The following is a 20936-nucleotide window of genomic DNA, read 5'->3' as shown; positions in this document are numbered from 1 at the left end:
ATGGCTGCTGGATTTGAAAGCCCGATTTGGTATCGCGCGGCGCATCTGCGCCCGTGGCTTGCCCCCCGCACCGAGATCACTCGTCAAGTATTTCGCGGTGTGGAGTGGTTTGTCCTGCGCGATCCGCTGTCGGGTAAATTCAGCAGATTGTCCGATAGTGCGCATTGGGTTGTGGCCCAGATGGACGGCAAGCGCAGCTTGGGTGAAATTTGGGACATCACCTGTACCGAGCTTGGCGAAACAGCGCCGACACAAGATGAAATGCTCAACACAATTGCGCAGCTCAGCTCGATCGATCTGCTGGTTACGAATGGATTGCCGGACAACGACCGTTTGGTCGAGAGGGCGCTGAAGAAGGAGGGAAAGGGACTGGTTGCGCGGTTCATGAACCCGCTGGCTTTGCGGATTCCCTTGATGGACCCAGACCGGTTTTTGACCGAGGCATGGCCGCTGGCACGCCCTTTCTTCACCGTTTGGGGCGCGCTCTTGTATTTGGTACTCTTGGGGGCTGGCGGCATGTCTGCGGCGCGGAACTGGGATGCGTTAACAGAAAATCTGATTGATCGCGTTCTGGCGACCAATTCGCTGGTCGCTCTTGTGTTGGTCTATCCGGTGGTGAAATTCCTGCATGAGTTGGGGCACGGTTTCGCGCTGAAGAAGTTCGGCGGTGAGGTTCGCGAAGTGGGGCTGATGTTCCTTGTGTTCATTCCTGTGCCTTATGTTGATGCTTCTGCCGCGTCTGGGTTTCCTGATAAACGCGCGCGGATTTTGGTCAGTGCCGCAGGTATCCTTGTGGAACTGGGGTTGGCGGCGGGGGCAATGCTGCTTTGGGCCGAGCTGGAACCAGGGCTGTGGCGGGCGGTTGCGTTCAACGTGATGGTGATCGGTGGCATTTCTACCCTGCTTTTCAACGGTAATCCGCTGCTAAGGTTTGATGGGTATTTCGTGTTAGCTGACGCAATCGAGATTCCCAATTTGGGCAACCGGTCGAATCAATATCTTGGCTATTTAATACAGCGCTATGCTTTTGGCATTTTGGACGCGCGCTCGCCCGTGCGTGCGCGGGGCGAAAAGGGGTGGTTCTTTTTCTATTCTATAGCGGCGTTTTGCTACCGGATTGTGATCACTGTGACGATCATCAGTGTGGTGGCGGTGCGGTTCTTTATCGTCGGGATCGCCTTGGCGATCTGGTCGCTCACATTGATGTTCATTGTACCTATTTTCAAGCACCTGCGGTTTGTCCTGGTTGGTGAGCGGCTTCGCGGCAAGCGCGGAAGGGCAATCATCGTGAGTGGTGCAGTGATTGGCGCGCTGGTACTTTCGCTGGGGTTTATGCCAGTACCTTACCGAACGACGGCTGAAGGTGTTGTGCATTCCACGCGGGACGAGACCATCTATGCCGAGGCGGAAGGGGTGATCGAACAGGTTGTCGGAATATCAGGCCAGCAGGTGGCACAAGGTGCGGTGATTCTCAAATTATTTGACCCTTATGCCGAGGCCACTTTGCGTGCCGCTGAGGCGGAAGCCCGCAAGTATGCTTATCGTTACCGTCAAGCCCTAAGCGAAAGCGCTTATGATATGCGCTTGTGGAAAGCACAGTCGATACGAGCAGAGCAGGAATTGGAAATCCTCAAAAGCCTCGAAGTCGCGCGCAATGTTGTGTCCCACCGCGCGGGGCAGCTTGTTCTACCGAATGCTGTTGACCTTGAGGGGGGCTTTTTGCGCCGTGGGGATGTGATCGGACATGTCGTCGATCCTGAAGCAATCGTGGTGCGCGTGGCGGTATCGCAAGATAAGGCCGACATTGTCAGGGCGCGCACGCTTGCGGTTGATCTGCGGCCTGCAGACGCACCGGAGAAACAATTTGAAGCGCAGGTTGTCAGGGAAGTCCCGGCGATCGGTTATGCGCTTGCATCGCTCGCGATGACAACCGAGGGAGGAGGGCAGTTCTCTCTTGATCCGACAGGAGAGGGCGCACCGCTTGCCCTTGAACCTGTGATGCAATTTGATCTGGTGCCCCTTGGTGCCGCGCCCAGTCTTGTGTTGGGGATGCGGGTCTATGTGCGCTTTGATCACGGGTCTGAACCTTTGGTGCAAAGAGGATGGCGGCGACTACGCCAGTTGTTCCTGAGACGCTTCAATGTCTGATCTGGCGATGGCTCTTGATGCCCGGGCGCAAGCGGCCGTTGGGCTTGGCCTGTTTCGGCAAATGGTGCCGGCGGCGGGCGCAGAGCAGGCTCTGGATTGGCGGTTCACTGCGCGGCGGATGATGTCGCAGGTCACGCAGCCAGTTACAGCGCCTATTGTGCGTCACAGGGTCATGTGGATCGCGCGCGGCATTGCGCGGCGCGCGCGCAAGCTACGCTACCTTGACGATGCAATTTTGTTTGCGCGGATCGAGGTCGCCCGACAAAAGGCCGATTTGCGTAAGCCGCTTGCCCGTCCTGCACGCCATCTGCTTGCCTTGTTGTGTGTACTTACAGAGCGCCAATTGGGGTTCTTGCCTTTCCGTAGCCAGATCGCTGGCGTGTTAGTGCTGGTCTCTGGTCGATTGGCAGAGATGGAGACAGGATCAGGCAAGACGCTTACGGCCTCTGTTGCCTCGGTCATCGTCGCTTTGATGGGGGAACGGGTGCATGTCATCACGGCGAATGATTATCTTGCTGCCCGCGATGCTGAAGCGCTCAAACCGTTGGCGCAGGCTTTGGGCCTTCGTGTCGGGCTCATCACCGCTGACATAGAGCCGCCGGACAGGGCAGAGGCATATCGCTGCGCCATCACTTATGGCTCCAATCAAGAGATGGCCTTTGACTATTTGCGTGACCGCATCCGGCTGGGTGGTGAGGTTGGCGCGTTGCGGCTGACGTTTGATATGATCAGTGCCGAAACACCGCGCGGGGCTGGTATCTCTATGAACGGGTTGCCTTTCGCCATCGTGGACGAGGCGGATTCTGTATTGATAGATGAATGTCGCACGCCGCTAATCCTTTCGTCTACTGCACCGCCCGATCCTGAGTGGGCCACGGCGGCATGGCAGTTGTCAGATGCATTGGAGCAGGGTCGGGATTTTTCGGTTGAGCCGTCGGCGCGGCGGATAGAGCTGACTGCATCAGGTTGCCGTGCCTTGACCCGTGAAGCCGAAAAGATGGGCGGGATCTGGCGCAACACAGCGCGGCGCGAGCATGCCGCCACATTGGCACTGTCCGCGCGCCATTTGTTTGAACGCGATGAACATTACCTGATCGAAGACGGCGCGGTGAAACTGATTGATGAATACACTGGCCGTGTCTCGCCTGATCGGGCGCTGTCGGACGGTTTGCACCAATTGATTGAGCTTAAGGAAGAGGTCGAAATTACCGGTCGCCGTGAGGTGCTGGGACGCATGACCTATCAACGATTTTTCCGCCGCTATCGCCGATTGGCTGGCATGACAGGTACGGCGCGCGAAGTCTCTGCAGAATTGAACGCGGTATACGGTTTGTCAGTGGTGCCAGTGCCGCCACCGCGCCCTTCCAAGCGGCGCTACTGGCGTGGTCGCATTTTGGGAAGCGAGCGCGCGAAGTGGGACAAGGTTGCAGCACGGGCATCTCAACTACACGCACAAGGCCGCCCCGTGCTGATCGCGACACGTACAGTACGGGCCAGTGAAGCTGTTTCCGCCCGCCTGACCGAAGCGGGCCTGTCGCATGAGTTGTTGAATGCGGCCCAGTCCGGACAAGAAGCTGAAATCATCGCGGCTGCGGGGCAACGCGGCGCAATAACCGTTGCGACTAATATGGCGGGCAGAGGTGTTGATATCGGGTTGGGCCTGCAGGTCAAAAGCTTGGGCGGCATGCACGTGATCCTGACTGAGCTACATGAAGCCGGACGCATTGACAGGCAGGTGATCGGCCGCTGCGCGCGTCAGGGTGATCCCGGCAGTTGCGAAGCTTTTGTCAGCTGGGATGACCCTTTGATCAAAAGCTTCGGGCGGCTACGGTTACTGATGCGGCTGCGGGGACCAAGGGCGTTTCATCGCGCTCAGGCGCGCGCGGAGCGATTGCACGCGCGTGCACGGACGGACCTGTTGCGACATGATTTGCGCAGGGAAGAACAATTCGGATTTGCTGGGAGAGTAGAATGACCAAGGTATCTGCGCAGAATATCAGCGGGGGAATCCCGGCTGCACTGCTAAGCTTCGCGCTGGTTTTTGGAAATGGTTCAGCTCAGGCGCAGCAGGCTGATCCAGAAAGCATGATGGACCTTGATTGTCTGATTGAGCCACGCTCCATCGCTGAGCTTTCGGCGGCCACGGACGGCATTATTTCGGAAATATATGTGAAACGTGGAGACCGGGTTCAGGTGGGTCAGGCGTTGGCGCAACTGGATGATAAGCTTGAAACACTCCAGATCGAGCTTGCCCAGGCCCGTGCTGAATCGGACGTAAACCTGCGTGCCCAGACATCGCGTCTGGAACTGCGACAGATCGAATTCGACCGGGCTTTGCAACTTGAGCAGCGCAATGTCGCAGCCGTTGCCCTGCGGCAAACCGCAGAGATCGAACTGGCATTGGCAAAGCTGGCTATGGAGGAAGCACAACTTGAGCAAAAGGTGTCTTCGATCGAGTTGGCGCAGTCCAAGGCAATCCGCGACCGCCGCATCTTGCGAAGCCCTGTTGATGGCATTGTGACGGCGGTTCTTGCCGCCAAGGGCGAGTTTGCTAATGAACAGACGCCCGTGATCACCGTGGCGGAAATTGATCCGCTCCATGTGGGTGTGTTTGCCCCGATCGCCGCTTTCGGGCGGGTATCTGTCGGCGACCAGCGACAGGTGCACCAACTGCTCCCGCTAGACCGCAGCTTTGATGCTATCGTGACAGTTGTGGATACCGTTTTTGACGCGGCCAGCGGTACGTTTTTTGTCAGGCTGGAACTGCCCAACCCCGACGGGGATATTCCTGCCGGTACGAAATGTCGGGTCAAACTATAGGCTTAACCAAGCGGTGATAAGGTAGCGATACAACTTCTATGTGCAGAAGTTCTGAAGCCGCGGAAATCACAAATCAATCAGTGGCTATGCGGCTCATCGTCCAGATGGCCGTGAACTGCAAATTGCATGATGTCGGCCTGTTGCGCTTCAATGATCCGAAAGCTTTCGCGCACGCCTGCGGGGGTCAATTCGCGGGTGACGGTTAGCAGCGTGTTGGGGGTGTGATCCGCGCACAGGTCGGCCATCTGGTCGATCTCGTGTAACGCCGTACCGCGTGCCGCTTCAACAGAGGGCGCACCATAGATATCGACGAAATGTTGGGCCAGAAGGGTGGCGATCACGTCCCGTTCCTGCGGTTCGATCTGGGTGATGGCGATACAACTGACGCGGCCGAATGTCTCGCAGCCCATCCAGCCGTTGGTGAACGCTTGGCGCGCCTTGCCGACAAGGTCTGCTTCGCCCCAGTTCGAAAATTCAAACCCACCGGAGATGCACCATTCACCCGTGCGGGCGGGGTTGTGGAATACCCGTTGGTCGCTTTCGTCAAAGTGGATCGCGCGGGCAAGTTTCATAGGGGCCTCGTCAGGTTTGCAGTCAGCGGAACAAGTGTCGTTTCATCTTCGATCTTAAGCAATAGCCCCAAGCGGTCGTCAAGGCCGACGAAGGTGCCTGTCAGGCCTGCTGCAGTTGTGTCTCCTTCAAGGCCATGGGCCAGACCCTGCCACTCGCGGTGGATCTGCGCTGTGCCGCTGTCAGCCCACGTGTTGATACCGACAAGGGTGTGGCGGACCCAAGATTCCAAAAGCGCGATGGCAGAAATTTCAGCACAACCTTCGGCATAAAGCGCGGTTTGATCCGGTGTCAGGCCGGTTTCATCGCTATCGGGCCAGAGCGAGAGCGTGATGTCAATCACCAGCCAATCCGGCTCGCTCTCGGGCGGGCCGGAGGCTGCCATGCGCAGTATGCCACAGCGCCCGCCATTTACATAAACTGTTCCATCCCAGCCCAGATGCACGCTGACTTCGGGAGGGCCTAGTGCGCCAATTGCGTTCTGAAGACCGACGCCGCAGATGGGCAGGATCACCGCCGCGTCAGCCAGGGTCACATCAGGGGCAAAAACGATGGCTGCCCGTAGTTTGTCTGCGGCAAGATCATAAATAACAAGCCCCGCGTCGCAGCCTGCATCCGCCGTCGCCACCGCCATAGCAAAAGGATCACCCCCGGCGGCGTCCTGTCCTGTGAATAGCGGTGGAAACTGTGGCTGGGTCATGCATGCCCCTTGGCAATCAGGTCCTTTGCAATGGCGCGAAATGCCGCTGCTGGAGCGCTGTCAGGTTTGGAGACAACAATCGGTGCGCCGCCGTCTGCCGCAAGGCGGATGTCGATCTGGAGCGGTATTTCCGCCAGAAGGGGTATGCCTAGTTTTTCAGCCTCGGCCGCGACGCCTCCATGGCCAAAGACGTGTTCTTCATGACCGCAGGCCGAACAGATATGTGTCGACATGTTTTCGATCATGCCGATCAATGGCGTGCCAAGCTGGTTGAACATATCAATGCCTTTACGGGCGTCCAAAAGCGCGATGTCTTGAGGGGTAGAGACGATAATGGCCCCGTTCAGGTCAGCTTTTTGCGCAAGCGTCATCTGCACATCGCCGGTCCCCGGTGGTAGATCGACGATCAACACATCCAGCGCACCCCATTGCACCTGCGTCAGCATCTGCTGCAATGCACCCATCAGCATCGGGCCACGCCAGACGACAGCCTGATCATCATTGGTCATCAGCCCAAGGGACATCATCGTAACGCCGAAATTCCGCATTGGCAGGATGATCTTGCCATCAGGTGAGGCAGGGCGCCCCGATACACCTAGCATTCGCGGCTGGGACGGTCCGTAGACATCCGCATCCAGCAGGCCAACACGGCGTCCTTCAGCGGCCAGCGCGCAGGCAAGGTTCGATGCAACTGTCGATTTTCCAACGCCGCCCTTGCCAGAGGCCACGGCGATGATCCGGTCCACGCCCGGTATCTTTTGAGGGCCGCTTGGTTCGGCACTGCGGGAAGGCTTGAGGTCGGGTGGTGGCTGTTTTGTGCTATGCGCGGTCATTACGATGGACACAGATGCAACACCGTCAAGCGCGTTGATCCGGGCTTCGGCCGCTTCTTTGATGGTTGTATAGGCGTCTACATGGCTGCCGTTAACTTCCATGACAAAGCGCACAACGCCATCATTCACGGTCAATGCTTTGACAAGGCCGGCCTCGACAAGGGGGCTGCCACTGATCGGATCTTCAAAACTCGAAAGGATACCAAGGACGGCTTCTCTGCTCACGGTCACGTTATGGTTGACCTTCGATTTTGCCAGTCACGACATGTTCCATATCCAGCCCGTCGATGGTCAAAACCATCTGGGCTTCAAAGCTGCGGCCCGTTGTATCGCCTGCATTGCGCAGGGCTTCTTCGATGGCTTGTTGCGAGGTGACGCCGACCTGCTTGAGGAACTTGCGCATCGACATGTTGAAATCTTCGCTCATGGGGTTGTCTCCGGTTGTCTTGACCGCGTGATGCCCGCCGCCGTAGGCTGAGGCATACCTGCGATAGGGGTGATGTGAAATATCTTGGTCTTCTTTTTTGTGTAATGTTCCCGTTGGTCGCGCAAGCGCAGAGTGCGGGCTTTACACTTTCCACCGCGCGCGAGGTCCGTGACACTGGTTTTCTGCAACACCTCTTGCCGCGCTTTTCGCTGAAGCACGGTGTGCGGATTACGCAGATCGACGAGGGTGGCGATGTTGTGATCGGGCATGAAGGTGTGCCCGTTTTTGCAGGGCTGGACGCCATTTGGCATGTATCGGGGCCCAAGGTTGGCGGTCCAGCGCTGTTCACTGAGTGGCTTCTGGCGGACATTGGCAAGCGCACAATCCATGCGTTCCAGCCGGAAGGCGTTGCGATTTTTACGGCGCAAATCGAGGATGAGGGGGCTTTGCCTGCGGCGGTATTCGAGGGTGATCCACTGCTGGGTGAGACGCTTTCGCTCAGGCACTGTGGACGGTGCCATGTGATCAATGACACCAACCGCATGGACGGTATGGGGCAGACGCCCTCTTTCGCGTTGATGCGCACTTTTGACGATTGGCGCGACCGGTTCGCCACGTTCTACATTCTCAATCCGCACCCCAGTTTCACCCAGATCGCCGATATTACCCAGCCCTTTGCCGCGCATTTGCCGCCCGCGATTGTGCCGCTGGAAATGACACAAGGTGAACTCGATAATATCTTGAGCTATGTCGCAACTATTGCGCCTGCTGATTTGGGCGCTCCTTTGCAAAGTCAGTGATCCTTGCGTTTTGACAAGTAGTCATCGCTTGTTCGTGGAAAGGGGCGTTCTTTGGACGCAAAGGGATTGTTCTGGGAGTGATACTGCGCATTGATGCGGCAGCCGTCACACATCTGGATCATGCGTGCCGCGGCAGGATTGGCGAACATCGAGTGATTGCCAGCCAGCTTTTCCATGATCTTTTCAACGGTAGATTTGACTCCGAACAGCGTGCCGCATTCGACGCAGGCAAAGGGTTCTTCTTCGTTAAGGATTTTTTGGGTGTAGGCTGCATCAGTCAGGTCAAATTGTGGTTCGAGCGTGATCGCCTTTTCAGGGCAAACGTTGGTGCAAACGCCACATTGTAAACAGGCGTCCTCTTGAAAGCGTAGCTGCGGCAGATCAGGATTGTCGCCAAGCGCGCCGGAGGGGCAAAGCGACACGCAGGCCAGACACAGGGTGCAGGCGTCGGTATCCACAACCACGGCACCGTAAGGCGCGCCAACCGGCAATGCGATTGTCTCCGATGTTGGGTTCAGCGCCTTCGCCGCCAATCGCGCGACCTGACGGCGGGTGCCCAGTGGGAGGATGGGCGCGTCAATCGCAGTGAGTGGTTCCGCGTCAAACAGATACTCGGACAAGGCATCTGGATCGCTGATATCGAGAATGGACGCCTTTTCCGGCGCAATAGCAAGCGCCAGCGCAAGCTGGGGATCAAGCGCGTCGCGTTCGGTTTTTGGCCCCACGAGAATGTCCACACGGGCAAAGCCCGAGGCGAGCGCTGCCAGCATTTCCGCGTGTCCAAAGCCGGATAGGGCGTTGATTTCCATCGGGATCACATTCGCTGGCAACCCGCGTCCATGCCGCGCTGACAGGCTGATCATTTCCGCGCCGTGGTCGCCATGGACCAAAAGCGTAGCGTCCTTACCGCCTGCCTTACGGTAGGCCGAGGCCAGCGTGTTGATCCGGCGGAAGATGTGGTCAACGGTTGGCATTTCATAGCTGATCGCGCCCGACGGGCAGACGGCTGCACAGGCACCACAGCCGGCACAGATCATCGGGTCGATGCTGACATGCTCACCCGCAGAAACAATCGCCCCTGTCGGACAGACGTTCAGGCAGTTGGAACAGGCCGGTTTCTCAGCCCGGGAATGGGCGCAAAGTGTGGGTTCCATCCGGACGTAGAGCGGTTTCTCGAAAGTGCCGACAAGCTGGCTTGCCGCAAAGACCACTTCGGCCACCGCAGGTTGGCTTTTAGGATCGGCACGCAGATATCCATCGCGTTTTTCAGGGGCCGGAAACAACGGCGAGCCACCGGTCAGATCAAGAATAATATCGCATTGCGACAGCGCGCCGTCGCGGGGGGAAGTTAAGCCGGGCGTGCCGCGCCCGCCAATAAGGCTTTGCTGGAAGGCGTCGATCTTAACCTCGAACTGCCCAATGGTGCCAGACGCTTGCTTGAGATTCCCGAGCACGACATCGAATTCATGTGTCGGCACAATCTCGGCGCCGGGTGCCAGCAGGACCGTTACCGGCAAGGTCTCGACCAATGTCTTGGCGGTCGCCAGCGCGATGTCGGGCGCGCCGATGATCAGGCATGTCCCTTCGGAGACGACATCAATCGATCTGTATGAGGGTTCCGGCAGCATGCCGTCCGCAACAAGTGCTGCCATTTTGGGGGCAGTGGAGACTTTGTCATCGGTCCATCCCGCGCGATCACGTATGTCGATAAATAGCGGTGCATCGACCCCTAACTCTTCTGCGACTTCGGCAAATCTATAGGACTCTTGCAGGCATGCTATAATCACATCACCGGTTTCGACGGCCTTGACTGCAATATCGATCTGGGTGGTGCATAGGCTGGTGTGGCATCCCGAACAGGTCAAACCTGTTGCCTTGCTCAACGCTGCGGCATCAACCGATTGAGAGCCAAGGCAGTCACATAGGAGCAAGGTTTTTGACATATAATTCCCCGGAATTTGCAGCAAAGTCTGCCGCATAGGTAGGCAGGAAACCACAACGCAGTAAACCGGCAATCATGTCGGAAGCCTATCTAAAGCCATTTGCAGTTGCAGCGTAATAAGCTGGAGAAAGGCATTTTAGATCAAAGCTGTTCCGCTTTCTCCTTCAAATGTAACGAATTTTACAAACGCCGCGCTGCAGCAATCACAATTGTGTACAATGGTATATTAGGGCTTTGTAAATGCGTGGAAATATTCCATCATCTCCAGGCAAAGCTTGGAAGGATTGGTCTTTGAAATTAGCATACCCAAATGCGCAGTTACTACCGATTGGCGTTGTTGTCAGGCGTGCGCCGGGTGTGACCCGCTGGGCGAAGTTTGCATGGACGGTATCCTCAGTTTTGCCGGGGGCTGCTGCTGCGGATTGGAAAGTGCTGCGTACTGAAGGCGACGTAACCGAGTTTCACGCTGCGACACTTCCTTTGACACTGTATGTGTCAGATGCCGAAGCCTACGCGCATGAGCTTATGGCGCGGAACCCGTCTGTTTATGTAGTGCTGCGTCAGAATGAACATATCAGCGATCTGCCTTGGTCGGTCGCTCTTGTGACGGCCTCCCCCTACGAGGCGCAGGATTACTGCGATTCTGCCGAGGAGTTGGTTGAGAAGATCCCGATGCCCGAAGGTTTGCACGGCTGGATCGCAAATTTTGTTGATACTCATTACGAAGAAGAAGCATTCGTGAAGCGCCGCCGTGACAAGACTCGGACAGACCGTGTTGACGACGGCATAGGCGATGCGCGCATCCGTCAGACCAGTGATGTGTACCGCGCGCCGCGCCGAAAAGGGGTGGTGAATTGACCAAAGCGCACACCTCATGGTCGCGCCGCCGTGCCGCTGTTGCGCAAGAAGCTGCGGCTGAAGAGCTTGCCGCAGAAGAAGCTGTCATTGCTAAGCAGCACGAGGCGTTGGCAGAGAAATCCGATGCAGAGATTCTAGAGGACCTGGGCTTGCCCGATCCTGACACGATGGTGCAGGGCGATGACTTCAAGGCGTTTTTGACAAAAACAGTCCCGGCGCATCTGCGCAAGCGTGCATTGCGGAACCTTTGGCGCAGCAATCCCGTGCTCGCCTGTGTTGACGGATTGAACGATTATGATGATGATTATCTGACAGGCAGCTTTGGACAGGGCCCGATCTCTACGAGCTATCAGGTTGGCAAGGGTATGCTCTTTCACCTGCTTGAGATGGAGCGGCAGAAAGAAGCAACGTTGTCGCCCGATGAAGAAGCCGATATGCTGCCGGAGACGCAAGACTCTGTTTGCCCTGAAGATTATTCGGGCTTAAAGATGGTGCAAGCTGATGTTGAAGTGCCGCTTGAGGTGGAAAAAACCTTTCAGGAAGAAGAACCGATGATGCCTACGCCGCGCCGCATGATATTTCATTTTGAGGATGACGCCGTATGAATGTCGCTGCGCCCCTGATGGAAGTGTCACAAGAGGACCGCTTGCGGGCGGATCTTTATAACTATCTTGGGCTGATGCTGTCCGCGCCTCCGGATCAGATGTTGCTGGAACAGACCGCTGCGCTGACGGGTGATGATACGCCTCTGGGTGAGGCCATTCAGGGTCTGGCACGGGTTGCAAAGGTGTCGAAGCCGAAGACCGTCCAAACAGAATTCAACGCGCTGTTTATCGGGTTGGGACGGGGCGAACTGTTGCCCTACGCCAGCTATTATCTGACGGGGTTTCTGAACGAAAAGCCATTGGCGAACCTGCGTGACACAATGGCCACCTTTGGCATGACCCGCGCGGCAGACGTGTTCGAGCCCGAAGACAACATCGCGTCGTTGATGGAGATGATGGCCGGAATGATCATTGGCCGCTTTGGTCGTGTGGCTAGTGTTGAAGAGCAGAAACAGTTTTTTAATGCTCATGTGGGAACTTGGGCCACCCATTACTTTACCGATCTGCAGGCTGCAAAAACATCGGTGCTTTATGCATCAGTCGGTGCTGTCGGCGGCGCGTTGATGGATATTGAACGCGAAGCATTTCGTATGACGGCAAGCTGACACATTTGCCAAATAACCGGTGGGGATGCCCGCCAAACAAGGAAGGGGAGACATCTCATGACCGATCAAACTAAAGGCGCAAGCCGCCGCGATTTTCTGAAGTTGGCTGGCACTGCTGCACCGGCAGCTGTGGCAGTTGTTGCAGGAAGCGCCACACAGGCGGAGGCACAGCCCGTCGATCTGTCGTCTGAAAAGATGCAGGATACCGCACACACGCGGGCCTATCTTGAAAGCACACGTTTTTAGGCTTTGCGCTGCGCGCGTCACTAATTTGTCCAGCTAGACTGGAGCAGGGAGGAAGACCATGCTGAGGAAGAAAACCAACGGATATACACGCCGTTCAGGACGTACCCCGATTGTCGTCAACAAAGGGGCGGGTGGTATTGACCGTCGGGGCTTCCTGCGCGGATCAGGGCTTGCCATCGGTGGGATGGCCGCAATCGCGGCAACTGGCGGTTCGGTAACACAAGCCACGGCGCAGACCGCTGCGACACGTGCTGTTGAAACGATCAAATCAGTTTGTACGCACTGTTCGGTCGGCTGTACTGTTGTTGCAGAAGTCGACAATGGCGTCTGGATCGGTCAGGAGCCGGGCTTTGACAGCCCCTTCAACCTTGGTGGATATTGCGCAAAAGGGGCCTCGGTACGCGAGCACGCACATGGCGAGCGCCGCCTGAAGTACCCGATGAAGAAAGAAAACGGCGAATGGGTTCGCATCAGCTGGGAGACCGCGATCAACGAGATCGGCGACGGCATGATGAAAATCCGCGACGAAAGCGGGCCGGATTCAGTCTATTGGCTGGGATCAGCCAAACATAACAACGAACAGGCCTATCTGTTCCGCAAATTTGCGGCCTACTGGGGTACAAATAACGTCGACCATCAGGCGCGTATTTGTCACTCGACCACAGTGGCCGGTGTGGCGAACACATGGGGCTACGGCGCCATGACCAACAGCTACAATGACATCCATAAGTCCAAGGCGATCTTTCTGATCGGTGGCAACCCTGCCGAAGCGCACCCCGTGTCGCTTCTGCACATTCTAAAAGCCAAAGAGCAGAACAATGCACCGTTGATCGTGTGTGACCCGCGTTTTACGCGCACGGCTGCCCACGCAGACGAGTATGTCCGCTTCCGGCCCGGCTCTGACGTGGCGCTGGTCTGGGGTATTCTGTGGCATATCTTCGAAAATGGCTGGGAGGACAAAGAGTTCATCCGCACCCGCGTCTGGGGAATGGACCAGATCAGGACCGAAGTGGCAAAATGGACCCCGGAAGAGGTCGAACGTGTCACCGGCGCGCCGGGCAAGCAGCTTGCCCGTGTTGCACGCACCTTGGTCAACAACCGTCCCGGCACCGTAATCTGGTGTATGGGTGGCACGCAGCACACTAATGGTAACAACAACACCCGCGCATACTGCATCTTGCAGCTTGCACTTGGTAACATGGGTGTTGCAGGTGGCGGCACCAACATTTTCCGCGGTCACGACAACGTGCAAGGCGCCACCGACCTCGGTGTTCTCGCCGATACTCTGCCGGGCTATTACGGTTTGTCTGCTGGCGCTTGGGCGCATTGGTCACGGGTCTGGGAAGAAGACCTCGACTGGCTTAAGGGACGCTTTTCGGAGTCGACTTATGGCGACACCGCGATGATGAACCTGACGGGTATTCCTGTCAGTCGCTGGATTGATGGCGTGCTGGAAAGCAAAGAAAACCTTGATCAGCCTGACAACACCCGCGCAATGGTTCTTTGGGGGCATGCACCGAACAGCCAAACCCGTCAGAAAGAAATGAAGACGGCAATGGAGAAACTAGACATGCTTGTCGTCGTTGATCCATATCCGACAGTTTCGGCGGTCCTTCAGGATCGGACGGATGGTGTGTATTTGCTGCCGGCGTGTACGCAGTTTGAAACACGTGGGTCTGTGACAGCGTCCAACCGGTCGCTGCAGTGGCGCGATAAAGTGGTTGAGCCGCTTTTTGAATCACTGCCTGATCATACGATCATCGCAAAATTTGCCGAGAAATTCGGCTTCCACGATAAGATCTTCCGCAACATTGCCATCGACGAGGGCGGCGAGCCCAACATCGAGGACATCACCCGCGAGTTTAACCGCGGCATGTGGACGATTGGCTATACTGGCCAGAGCCCTGAGCGCATGAAATTGCATATGGCCAACCAACATACATTTGACCGCACAACGTTGCGCGCGATTGGTGGACCGGCAGACGGGGATACCTACGGTTTGCCATGGCCATGTTGGGGCACACCCGAGATGAACCACCCCGGTACGGCGAACCTTTATGATATGTCGATGCCGATTGCCGAAGGCGGCCTGACATTCCGTGCCCGTTTCGGTGTGGAGCGTGACGGTGACAATCTTCTGGCCGAAGGTGTGTTCACCCCCGGTTCGCAGATCGAAGACGGGTATCCCGAATTCACGATGCAGATGCTGATCGATCTGGGCTGGGATGGCGACTTGACTGCGAAAGAGCGGGCAGACATCGAGTATGTCTCTGGGCATCGCACTGTTCGCCCGGGCGCCGATGAAGTGGGCGAAACCAGCCAAACTGGTGAAATTGAAAGCGATTATGCGGCCAAGGTAGGTGGTGTAAATTGGAAAACCGACCTTTCAGGCGGCATCCAGCGTGTGGCTATTGGCCGTGGCTGTGCGCCATTCGGTAACGCCAAGGCGCGGGCCGTTGTCTGGACCTTCCCTGATCCGGTGCCAATCCACCGCGAGCCACTTTATACCAACCGGCGTGATCTGGTGGCTGACTATCCAACCTACGAGGATAAGAAGTTCTGGCGCGTGCCGACCATGTATGCCTCCATTCAGGAAAAGGATTTTTCGGAAGAGTATCCGATCATCCTGACGTCCGGTCGCTTGGTTGAATACGAAGGTGGCGGTGATGAATCGCGGTCGAACCCGTGGCTTGCGGAATTGCAGCAGGACATGTTTGTCGAAATCAACACACGTGACGCCAACAACCTTGGTGTGCGTGACGGCGAGCAGGTCTGGGTCGAGGGCCCCGAAGGCGGCAAGGTCAAAGTAATGGCGATGGTCACCGAGCGGGTTGGCGAAGGCGTGGCCTTCATGCCGTTCCACTTTGGTGGTCACATGGAAGGTGTTGATCTGAGGGATAAATATCCCGAAGGTGCTGACCCTTACGTGCTGGGCGAAAGCACAAACACTGCACAAACATATGGCTATGATAGCGTAACCCAGATGCAAGAGACGAAAGCTACTCTTTGCAAAATCTGGACAGCATAAGGGAGAAGTAGAATGGCTAGAGCAAAATTTCTCGTAGACGCTGAACGCTGCATTGAATGTAATGCCTGTGTCACGGCCTGTAAGAACGAACACGAAGTCCCGTGGGGCATAAACCGCCGGAAAGTCGTCACGATCAACGACGGCTCCCCCGGGGAACGTTCAATTTCGGTGGCCTGTATGCACTGTTCGGATGCGCCGTGCATGGCAGTGTGCCCGACCGACTGCTTCTATCAGACAGACGAAGGCGTCGTACTGCACTCCAAAGACCTGTGCATCGGCTGCGGCTATTGCTTTTACGCGTGCCCCTTTGGTGCGCCGCAATATCCACAGGCCGGAAACTTCGGATCGCGCGGTAAAATGGACAAGTGTACATTCTGCGCCGGCGGCCCAGAAGAAAACAACTCGACCGCTGAATTTCAGAAGTATGGCCGCAACCGCATCGCAGAAGGCAAACTGCCGATCTGCGCCGAGATGTGTTCCACCAAGGCACTGCTTGCCGGTGACGGTGACGTTGTTTCGGGCATCTACCGCGAGCGTGTTGTTGCGCGTGGTTTCGGTTCCGGCGCATGGGGCTGGGGTACAGCTTATGACCAAAAAGGCGGCTAAAAGCTCTTTTTTGAATTTATAAAAAGGGGCGGCCTGCATTTGGTCGCCCCTCTCTCATCCCGACATAAGGAACTTCCGATGTTGCGTCTGTTTGGCTTGCTTGCTCTTTTATGGACACTTGCGTTACCCGCTATTGCGCAAGAGGTGCCTGCTGATCCGCGCGCCTCGACGGGTGGTGCGCAAACCCTCGAAGATATCATGCGTCGCCAAGAAGGTGTTAAGATCGACGATAGCTTTCGAAGTGATCTGACCGGAAATCCCGATGCGGCTGCCGCGACCACCGATCAGCTCGGCACGTTGGGTGGGGCGTCCGACCCTGAACTCTGGCGCGCGCTGCGCTATGGATCAGCCGATATTACCACTCAGGCCCGCAACCCTGCAGCGACGACGTTGATGCAAGATGGAGGTATGTGGTGGCTAAAATTCCGCGAAGGTCCATTGTTGAAGATCGCGGTTTACCTGTTGGGCGGGACGCTTGCGGCGTTGGTACTGTTCTATCTGATCCGCGGGCGCATCCGCATTGATGGAGAAAAGACCGGTCGCACAATTGTACGTTTCAAAGCTGTTGAGCGCTTCGGCCATTGGTTGTTGGCATCCTCATTTATTGTGCTCGGAATTACCGGCCTGATTTCGCTTTTTGGGCGCAAGGTGCTTATTCCCGCTTTCGGCCACGAGGCATTCTCGTTCCTCGCTGTCATAAGCAAATGGGTTCACAATAACATTTCATGGTCCTTTATGGTCGCCTTGGTCATCATCTTTGTGGCGTGGGTCGCACACAACCTGCCGGACCGGACCGATCTGCGCTGGCTTGCAAAAGCAGGTGGTCTATTCGGAGGAGAGCATCCTCCGGCGAAGAAATTCAACACAGGCCAAAAGCTGATATTCTGGGCGGTTATCGTCTTGGGCGGATCGATAGCGCTGTCTGGTTTGTCGCTTTTGTTCCCGTTTGAAATCAACCTCTTTGGGCATACCTTCTCAACGTTGAACAGTTGGGGTGTGCCGGGCTGGTTCGGTATGGCTGACTTGCCCTATCCGTTGGAGCCACAGGAAGAAATGCAATATGCGCAGCTTTGGCATGCGCTTGTTAGTCTTGTTCTAACTGCGATCATTTTTGCCCATATCTATCTTGGCTCCATTGGGATGGAGGGGGCTTTTGATGCCATGGGCAAAGGCGAAGTTGAAGAGCAATGGGCGCGCGAGCATCATAGCATCTGGGCCCAAGAGGTTCTTGATGCTGAAGCTACCAGTCGGGAGTCGAATTGAGATGAAGTCTTTCCTGCTCGCGCTTATCGCGCTTGTTGTAATTTCATTTGGTGCAAATCAAATTCTGAACCAAATTGGTTTTTCTAGCTCTTCGGCTGGGACGTCTTCCGGAAATGTTAGGCTTTCAGACTAGATTGCGTGCCGATATCAAAGACCCCTTTACAGGTCCCAATGGGCGGTTGGCCCTCCCTTGGGATCTGCATCAAATCTGATTAAAATTAGCTTAAATCAGGCACCGCATTTGCACAGGATGACGCAGGCAGGCCGTAGCTCAGCCCGCGTCCGATCCTATGGGCCAGTGCCGACCAAGCGTGTGCAAGAGGGAGCGGCAGCTCTTGTTCAAGAACGGTATCGAACAGCGAAAGCCAAACCGCGAAATGGTCGCTTCTGACGTTGCCCGCAGCAGCATGAACCTGCATCGGGTTGCCGTTGTAGCACCGTTCCAGCAATAGCGCGTTTCGCCAGAAAAGTTCGATCTTGGCCTCGTGTGGCGTCCAGTCCGTCACATGTGCGGCAAAGATCGGTCCAAGGATGGGGTCAGCGCGTACACGGGCGTAAAACTGCGTCACGACCGTTTGTATTTGATCCACAGTAACGGGAATGCGGGGCGGAATGCTCAAACTACGAAAATCCAGACCACAAATAGGCTCAGTACCAAATAAACAAGCGTGTTGACCAACCAACGAAGCAAACCTGCCTCGCCCTCTGGGTCGACGCCTACTTTTTCACAGACTTTGGTGCCCGGCCATAGAAAGGCTTCAGATAGGGTCATGAGAATCTCCATTAATAAGTATTTATGATGCGTATTATGTAACGCTTTTAATTACGCACTTCAAATGCTAAATATTGTGTCATGCAACTAGATAAATTTACGGACTATGCCCTACGGATACTGATGACGCTGGCGGTGCGCGCGCCTGCGCGTGTTCCTACATCGCAGATCGCCGCGCTTTATGGCTTATCAGAGCACCATCTGTCCAAGGTAGCGACACAGCTTGTCGCTGAAGGATTTGCTGAGTCTGTGCGAGGGCGCAACGGTGGGTTGATCCTAGCACGTCGCGTCGATCTGATCATCATCGGCGACGTGGTTCGGGCGATGAAGCGCAATGATCCTGTGGTTGAGTGTTTCGGGACCGATAAGTCCTGTCTGATCCTGCCTGCTTGTGGATTGAGAGGCCCGCTCGCTCTGGCGCAGGAAGCGTTCTTTGCCACGCTTGATGGCTATACATTGGCAGATGTGGTGCAGCCTCAGAGCGCGCTTGCGGCGCTCCTTGATGTATCAGGCAAGGCGACTGAGTAAGTAAAACATTCAAGCCGTCAGTCGACGGGTGAATAATTCAGTAAACCTAAATGCGGTTCGGTCAATGATGTCACAACGATCTGCCCATCGTGAAGGGTGACTGCACCGGTTGTGAGGGCATAGGCGCCTTTGGGGTCCTGAAGCGTCTCAAGAACACGGCCCTCAGCGTCCATGCGCAGGATGAAGCCGTAGCGTGTCGGCGCAGGTTTCATCGCATCCGGCAGTCGCATAATGACGCGCCGCAAGAAGGTATTGCCAGACAGCTTGTCCATTATGGCATTTCGAGGACTGACGAGGCCCACCCAGAAGGTCCCATCAGATGCTGGGTTTATGTTGTCCGGAAAGCCTGGCAGGTTTTCCAGAACGACCTGTCCGGGGCTGCCGTCTGTCGGGAAGCGCCAGATACGATATGCGCCTGTTTCAACAACAAAGACTGCATCGCTCGCCTCATTGACGGCAACGCCGTTGGCGAAATTTAATTCATCTGCGAATACCGTTGTCTTGCCGGTTGCAGGGTCGAATTTCAAAATGCGGCCATTCGCAGAGTGTTCAACAAGGTCCAGAACCGAAGCCGATAGCGTTCCGCCATTCGCTTCGGCGCCAAATCTGGTTGAGGCATCTGAAAAATAGACGCTGCCATCTGCCGCAATATCAACGTCATCGGCATAAAGGACGGGGCTTCCATCCTCGACTTGGTCGGTCAGCAATGTGACTTGACCCATGCGGTCAACGGCCAGTAATCCGCGATAAGCATCCGCCACATAGAGCGTTCCATCAGGCGCAAATTCAATCCCAAGGGGGCGCCCCTGTGTCTGCGCGAATGGAGTAACAGCACCGTCTTTCCCGAGACGCAAGATTTCGCCATCATGGGTCGCAACGTAGATCAACCCATCTGGGCCGATGTCGGCATCTTCGGGTCCGATCCGACCGTCCAGATCAATCAGATCAAGCGCAGCAAGGCGATCGTTCTCTGTGAAATCCCTAGTATATCCGGCATTTTCGGGCGCCTCCCAAGTTACGGGTTGCACCGATACAGGCCACAAGATGAGATATGCAGCCAAACAGACAATCACTGCTCCCAAGAACTTGAAGAGTATTTTCATTTTCACGTCTCCTACGCGGCATCCCGAAGATATCGCTTACATCGGAGGGTTGCCGATATGCGACGACGGATCAAGTGGTTAGCCCATTGGAATTGGGCAATGGGAGCAGGGTCGCACCGCTACAGAGTGATTACGACAAATACCTACATTCCTATGAGCCCGAATTCGGGACGGATCCGATTAAGCTTTTTGAGGAAAAAGAAGCCCTTTCTGAAATCAGGGAATGGAAAGAACAGTGGGCGCACTCACCAAAGCAATACGATTATGCCACAAGTGTCATAACGCGCTTTTTAAACTGGGCGCGCGATGGAGGTGCGGCAATCGTTACCCACCACCACATGAATGTCGCCCGAATGTATAGATCAGATCGTTCGGAGATCATTTGGTTGCCTGAAGAGCTTGATGCGCTTCTAAGCGTCGCGAACGAAAGGGAGGGGAGAGTGGCGATAGCTGCATCCGAAGGGGGCTTAACCCCTCAAGATATCGGTATTCTCAAACGCGAACACGTGCAAAAGACACCCAACGGTAGGCGCCTGTTTTTCAAGCGCACAAAAAGCGGGAAACCAGTCAGCATTCCTGTCACGCCAGCCTTGGGGAAGCTAATCGATGCGACTCCTCGGCATCAAGAATTTTTGATTGTTTCACTTGGAGGCCACCCGCTGAAGCCTGAACGCGCATCCGGGATCATAAGGGAGCTGAAGCAACGTGCCAATAAGTTGGCTGCTAGGGGACCAAAGCCGCATTCACATTCGGGACGAACTGCGTCTCTATGACATGCGGGGTACGGGTGCAACTGAGCTACTCCGCGCTGGCTGTTCACTTAATGAAATCGCGGTAACCATGGGATGGGGGCTTCGGCATGCAGCTAACATTATCGAAAAATATGCCGCTTTGGTTCCGGAGGTTGCTGATGAAGTCCTCGAAAAGCTCACAGTCGCTCGCCAGAAAAAATCGAAGGGGTAGGGTATCAGAGATACCATTCTTCATTGGGTCACTTGATCCGGATGTGGGATGCGCAGTCGCTGCCTAAACTGAAGTGGTCCGGCAAAATTGGACAGCGTGCTAAGATGTATCCAACCCGA

21 protein-coding genes are annotated in these 20936 nt (G+C 55.9%); 13 read left to right on the top strand and 8 right to left on the bottom strand.

The genetic code is table 11. The features are described from left to right. Genes V7730_RS03560 through V7730_RS03550 form a run of 3 tightly spaced genes read left to right on the top strand, consistent with a single transcriptional unit; the run spans window position 1 to window position 4968 of the window. The gene (locus tag V7730_RS03560; RefSeq protein WP_335746217.1) at window positions 1–2148 is read left to right on the top strand and encodes a peptidase M50; all 2148 of its coding nucleotides are present in this window, start codon (window positions 1–3) and stop codon (window positions 2146–2148) included. After that, a complete protein-coding gene (locus V7730_RS03555) occupies window positions 2141–4123 on the top strand; it encodes a preprotein translocase subunit SecA (RefSeq protein WP_335746216.1) in 1983 nt (660 codons plus the stop codon). Before V7730_RS03560 ends, V7730_RS03555 begins: the two co-directional genes overlap by 8 nt. Next, the gene (locus V7730_RS03550; protein ID WP_335746215.1) at window positions 4120–4968 is read left to right on the top strand and encodes an efflux RND transporter periplasmic adaptor subunit; all 849 of its coding nucleotides are present in this window, start codon (window positions 4120–4122) and stop codon (window positions 4966–4968) included. The genes V7730_RS03555 and V7730_RS03550 overlap by 4 nt, the downstream gene beginning before the upstream one ends. Before the next feature lie 77 nt (window positions 4969–5045). Here the strand turns inward: V7730_RS03550 and V7730_RS03545 are convergent, their stop codons facing one another. From V7730_RS03545 to V7730_RS03530, 4 genes are read right to left on the bottom strand one after another with little or no spacing between them, the layout of a single operon-like run. Then, on the bottom strand, window positions 5046–5540 hold the full coding sequence (locus V7730_RS03545; RefSeq protein ID WP_335746214.1) for a DUF6505 family protein: 495 nt from the start codon (window positions 5538–5540) through the stop codon (window positions 5046–5048). Then, on the bottom strand, window positions 5537–6238 hold the full coding sequence (locus V7730_RS03540) for a biotin/lipoate--protein ligase family protein (protein ID WP_335746213.1): 702 nt from the start codon (window positions 6236–6238) through the stop codon (window positions 5537–5539). Before V7730_RS03540 ends, V7730_RS03545 begins: the two co-directional genes overlap by 4 nt. Next, entirely contained in the window at window positions 6235–7302 is a 1068-nt protein-coding gene (locus V7730_RS03535; protein WP_335746212.1) for an Mrp/NBP35 family ATP-binding protein, read from the bottom strand. Before V7730_RS03535 ends, V7730_RS03540 begins: the two co-directional genes overlap by 4 nt. Before the next feature lies 1 nt (window position 7303). Beyond that, entirely contained in the window at window positions 7304–7498 is a 195-nt protein-coding gene (locus tag V7730_RS03530; RefSeq protein WP_335746211.1) for a DUF6494 family protein, read from the bottom strand. A gap of 104 nt (window positions 7499–7602) precedes the next feature. On the opposite strand from V7730_RS03530, the gene V7730_RS03525 reads away from it, so the two are divergent. After that, a complete protein-coding gene (locus tag V7730_RS03525; RefSeq protein WP_335746210.1) occupies window positions 7603–8298 on the top strand; it encodes a hypothetical protein in 696 nt (231 codons plus the stop codon). Here the strand turns inward: V7730_RS03525 and V7730_RS03520 are convergent. Next, on the bottom strand, window positions 8292–10241 hold the full coding sequence (locus tag V7730_RS03520) for a 4Fe-4S binding protein (RefSeq protein ID WP_335746209.1): 1950 nt from the start codon (window positions 10239–10241) through the stop codon (window positions 8292–8294). The genes V7730_RS03525 and V7730_RS03520 overlap by 7 nt on opposite strands. Before the next feature lie 290 nt (window positions 10242–10531). On the opposite strand from V7730_RS03520, the gene V7730_RS03515 reads away from it, so the two are divergent. The 7 genes from V7730_RS03515 (at window position 10532) to V7730_RS03485 (ending at window position 17451) form a co-directional block, all read left to right on the top strand. Next, window positions 10532–11098, top strand: coding sequence for a DUF3305 domain-containing protein (locus tag V7730_RS03515; protein ID WP_335746208.1), 567 nt, complete (start codon window positions 10532–10534; stop codon window positions 11096–11098). Next, window positions 11095–11703 (top strand): DUF3306 domain-containing protein, encoded by a 609-nt coding sequence (locus V7730_RS03510; RefSeq protein WP_335746207.1) that lies wholly within the window; start codon window positions 11095–11097, stop codon window positions 11701–11703. Before V7730_RS03515 ends, V7730_RS03510 begins: the two co-directional genes overlap by 4 nt. Further along, window positions 11700–12308: a TorD/DmsD family molecular chaperone gene (locus V7730_RS03505; RefSeq protein WP_335746206.1), complete on the top strand. Its 609-nt coding sequence runs from the start codon at window positions 11700–11702 to the stop codon at window positions 12306–12308. The genes V7730_RS03510 and V7730_RS03505 overlap by 4 nt, the downstream gene beginning before the upstream one ends. 57 nt (window positions 12309–12365) lie before the next feature. Further along, a complete protein-coding gene (locus tag V7730_RS03500; RefSeq protein WP_335746205.1) occupies window positions 12366–12554 on the top strand; it encodes a twin-arginine translocation signal domain-containing protein in 189 nt (62 codons plus the stop codon). Window positions 12555–12612: 58 nt separating this feature from the next. Next, complete coding sequence (locus V7730_RS03495; protein WP_335746204.1) at window positions 12613–15582, top strand: formate dehydrogenase subunit alpha; 2970 nt, start codon at window positions 12613–12615, stop codon at window positions 15580–15582. 12 nt (window positions 15583–15594) lie between these two features. After that, window positions 15595–16188, top strand: a complete 594-nt coding sequence (gene fdh3B, locus V7730_RS03490; RefSeq protein WP_335746203.1) for a formate dehydrogenase FDH3 subunit beta — start codon at window positions 15595–15597, stop codon at window positions 16186–16188. 78 nt (window positions 16189–16266) lie between these two features. After that, a complete protein-coding gene (locus tag V7730_RS03485) occupies window positions 16267–17451 on the top strand; it encodes a formate dehydrogenase subunit gamma (protein WP_335746202.1) in 1185 nt (394 codons plus the stop codon). Window positions 17452–17669: 218 nt separating this feature from the next. On the opposite strand, the gene V7730_RS03480 is transcribed toward V7730_RS03485, so the two are convergent. Both V7730_RS03480 and V7730_RS03475 read right to left on the bottom strand, forming a co-directional pair. Beyond that, on the bottom strand, window positions 17670–18071 hold the full coding sequence (locus tag V7730_RS03480) for a group III truncated hemoglobin (protein WP_335746201.1): 402 nt from the start codon (window positions 18069–18071) through the stop codon (window positions 17670–17672). Continuing rightward, window positions 18068–18223, bottom strand: coding sequence for a hypothetical protein (locus tag V7730_RS03475; protein WP_335746200.1), 156 nt, complete (start codon window positions 18221–18223; stop codon window positions 18068–18070). The genes V7730_RS03480 and V7730_RS03475 overlap by 4 nt, the downstream gene beginning before the upstream one ends. A gap of 81 nt (window positions 18224–18304) precedes the next feature. Between V7730_RS03475 and V7730_RS03470 the strand changes: the two genes are divergently transcribed. Further along, the gene (locus tag V7730_RS03470) at window positions 18305–18751 is read left to right on the top strand and encodes an RrF2 family transcriptional regulator (protein ID WP_335746199.1); all 447 of its coding nucleotides are present in this window, start codon (window positions 18305–18307) and stop codon (window positions 18749–18751) included. Window positions 18752–18768: 17 nt separating this feature from the next. Here the strand turns inward: V7730_RS03470 and V7730_RS03465 are convergent, their stop codons facing one another. Beyond that, on the bottom strand, window positions 18769–19854 hold the full coding sequence (locus V7730_RS03465) for an SMP-30/gluconolactonase/LRE family protein (RefSeq protein ID WP_335746198.1): 1086 nt from the start codon (window positions 19852–19854) through the stop codon (window positions 18769–18771). An 86-nt stretch (window positions 19855–19940) separates the two neighbouring features. Here V7730_RS03465 and V7730_RS03460 point away from each other — a divergent pair, with 86 nt between their 5' ends. Continuing rightward, window positions 19941–20627 (top strand): site-specific integrase, encoded by a 687-nt coding sequence (locus V7730_RS03460; protein WP_335746197.1) that lies wholly within the window; start codon window positions 19941–19943, stop codon window positions 20625–20627. The last annotated feature ends 309 nt before the right edge of the window (window positions 20628–20936 follow it).

Origin of the sequence: Sulfitobacter sp., assembly GCF_036961165.1 — a bacterium.
Taxonomy (GTDB): Bacteria; Pseudomonadota; Alphaproteobacteria; order Rhodobacterales; family Rhodobacteraceae; genus Sulfitobacter.
The sequence above is the reverse complement of the archived record's forward strand: the minus strand, read 5'-3'. Positions and strand labels throughout refer to the sequence as shown.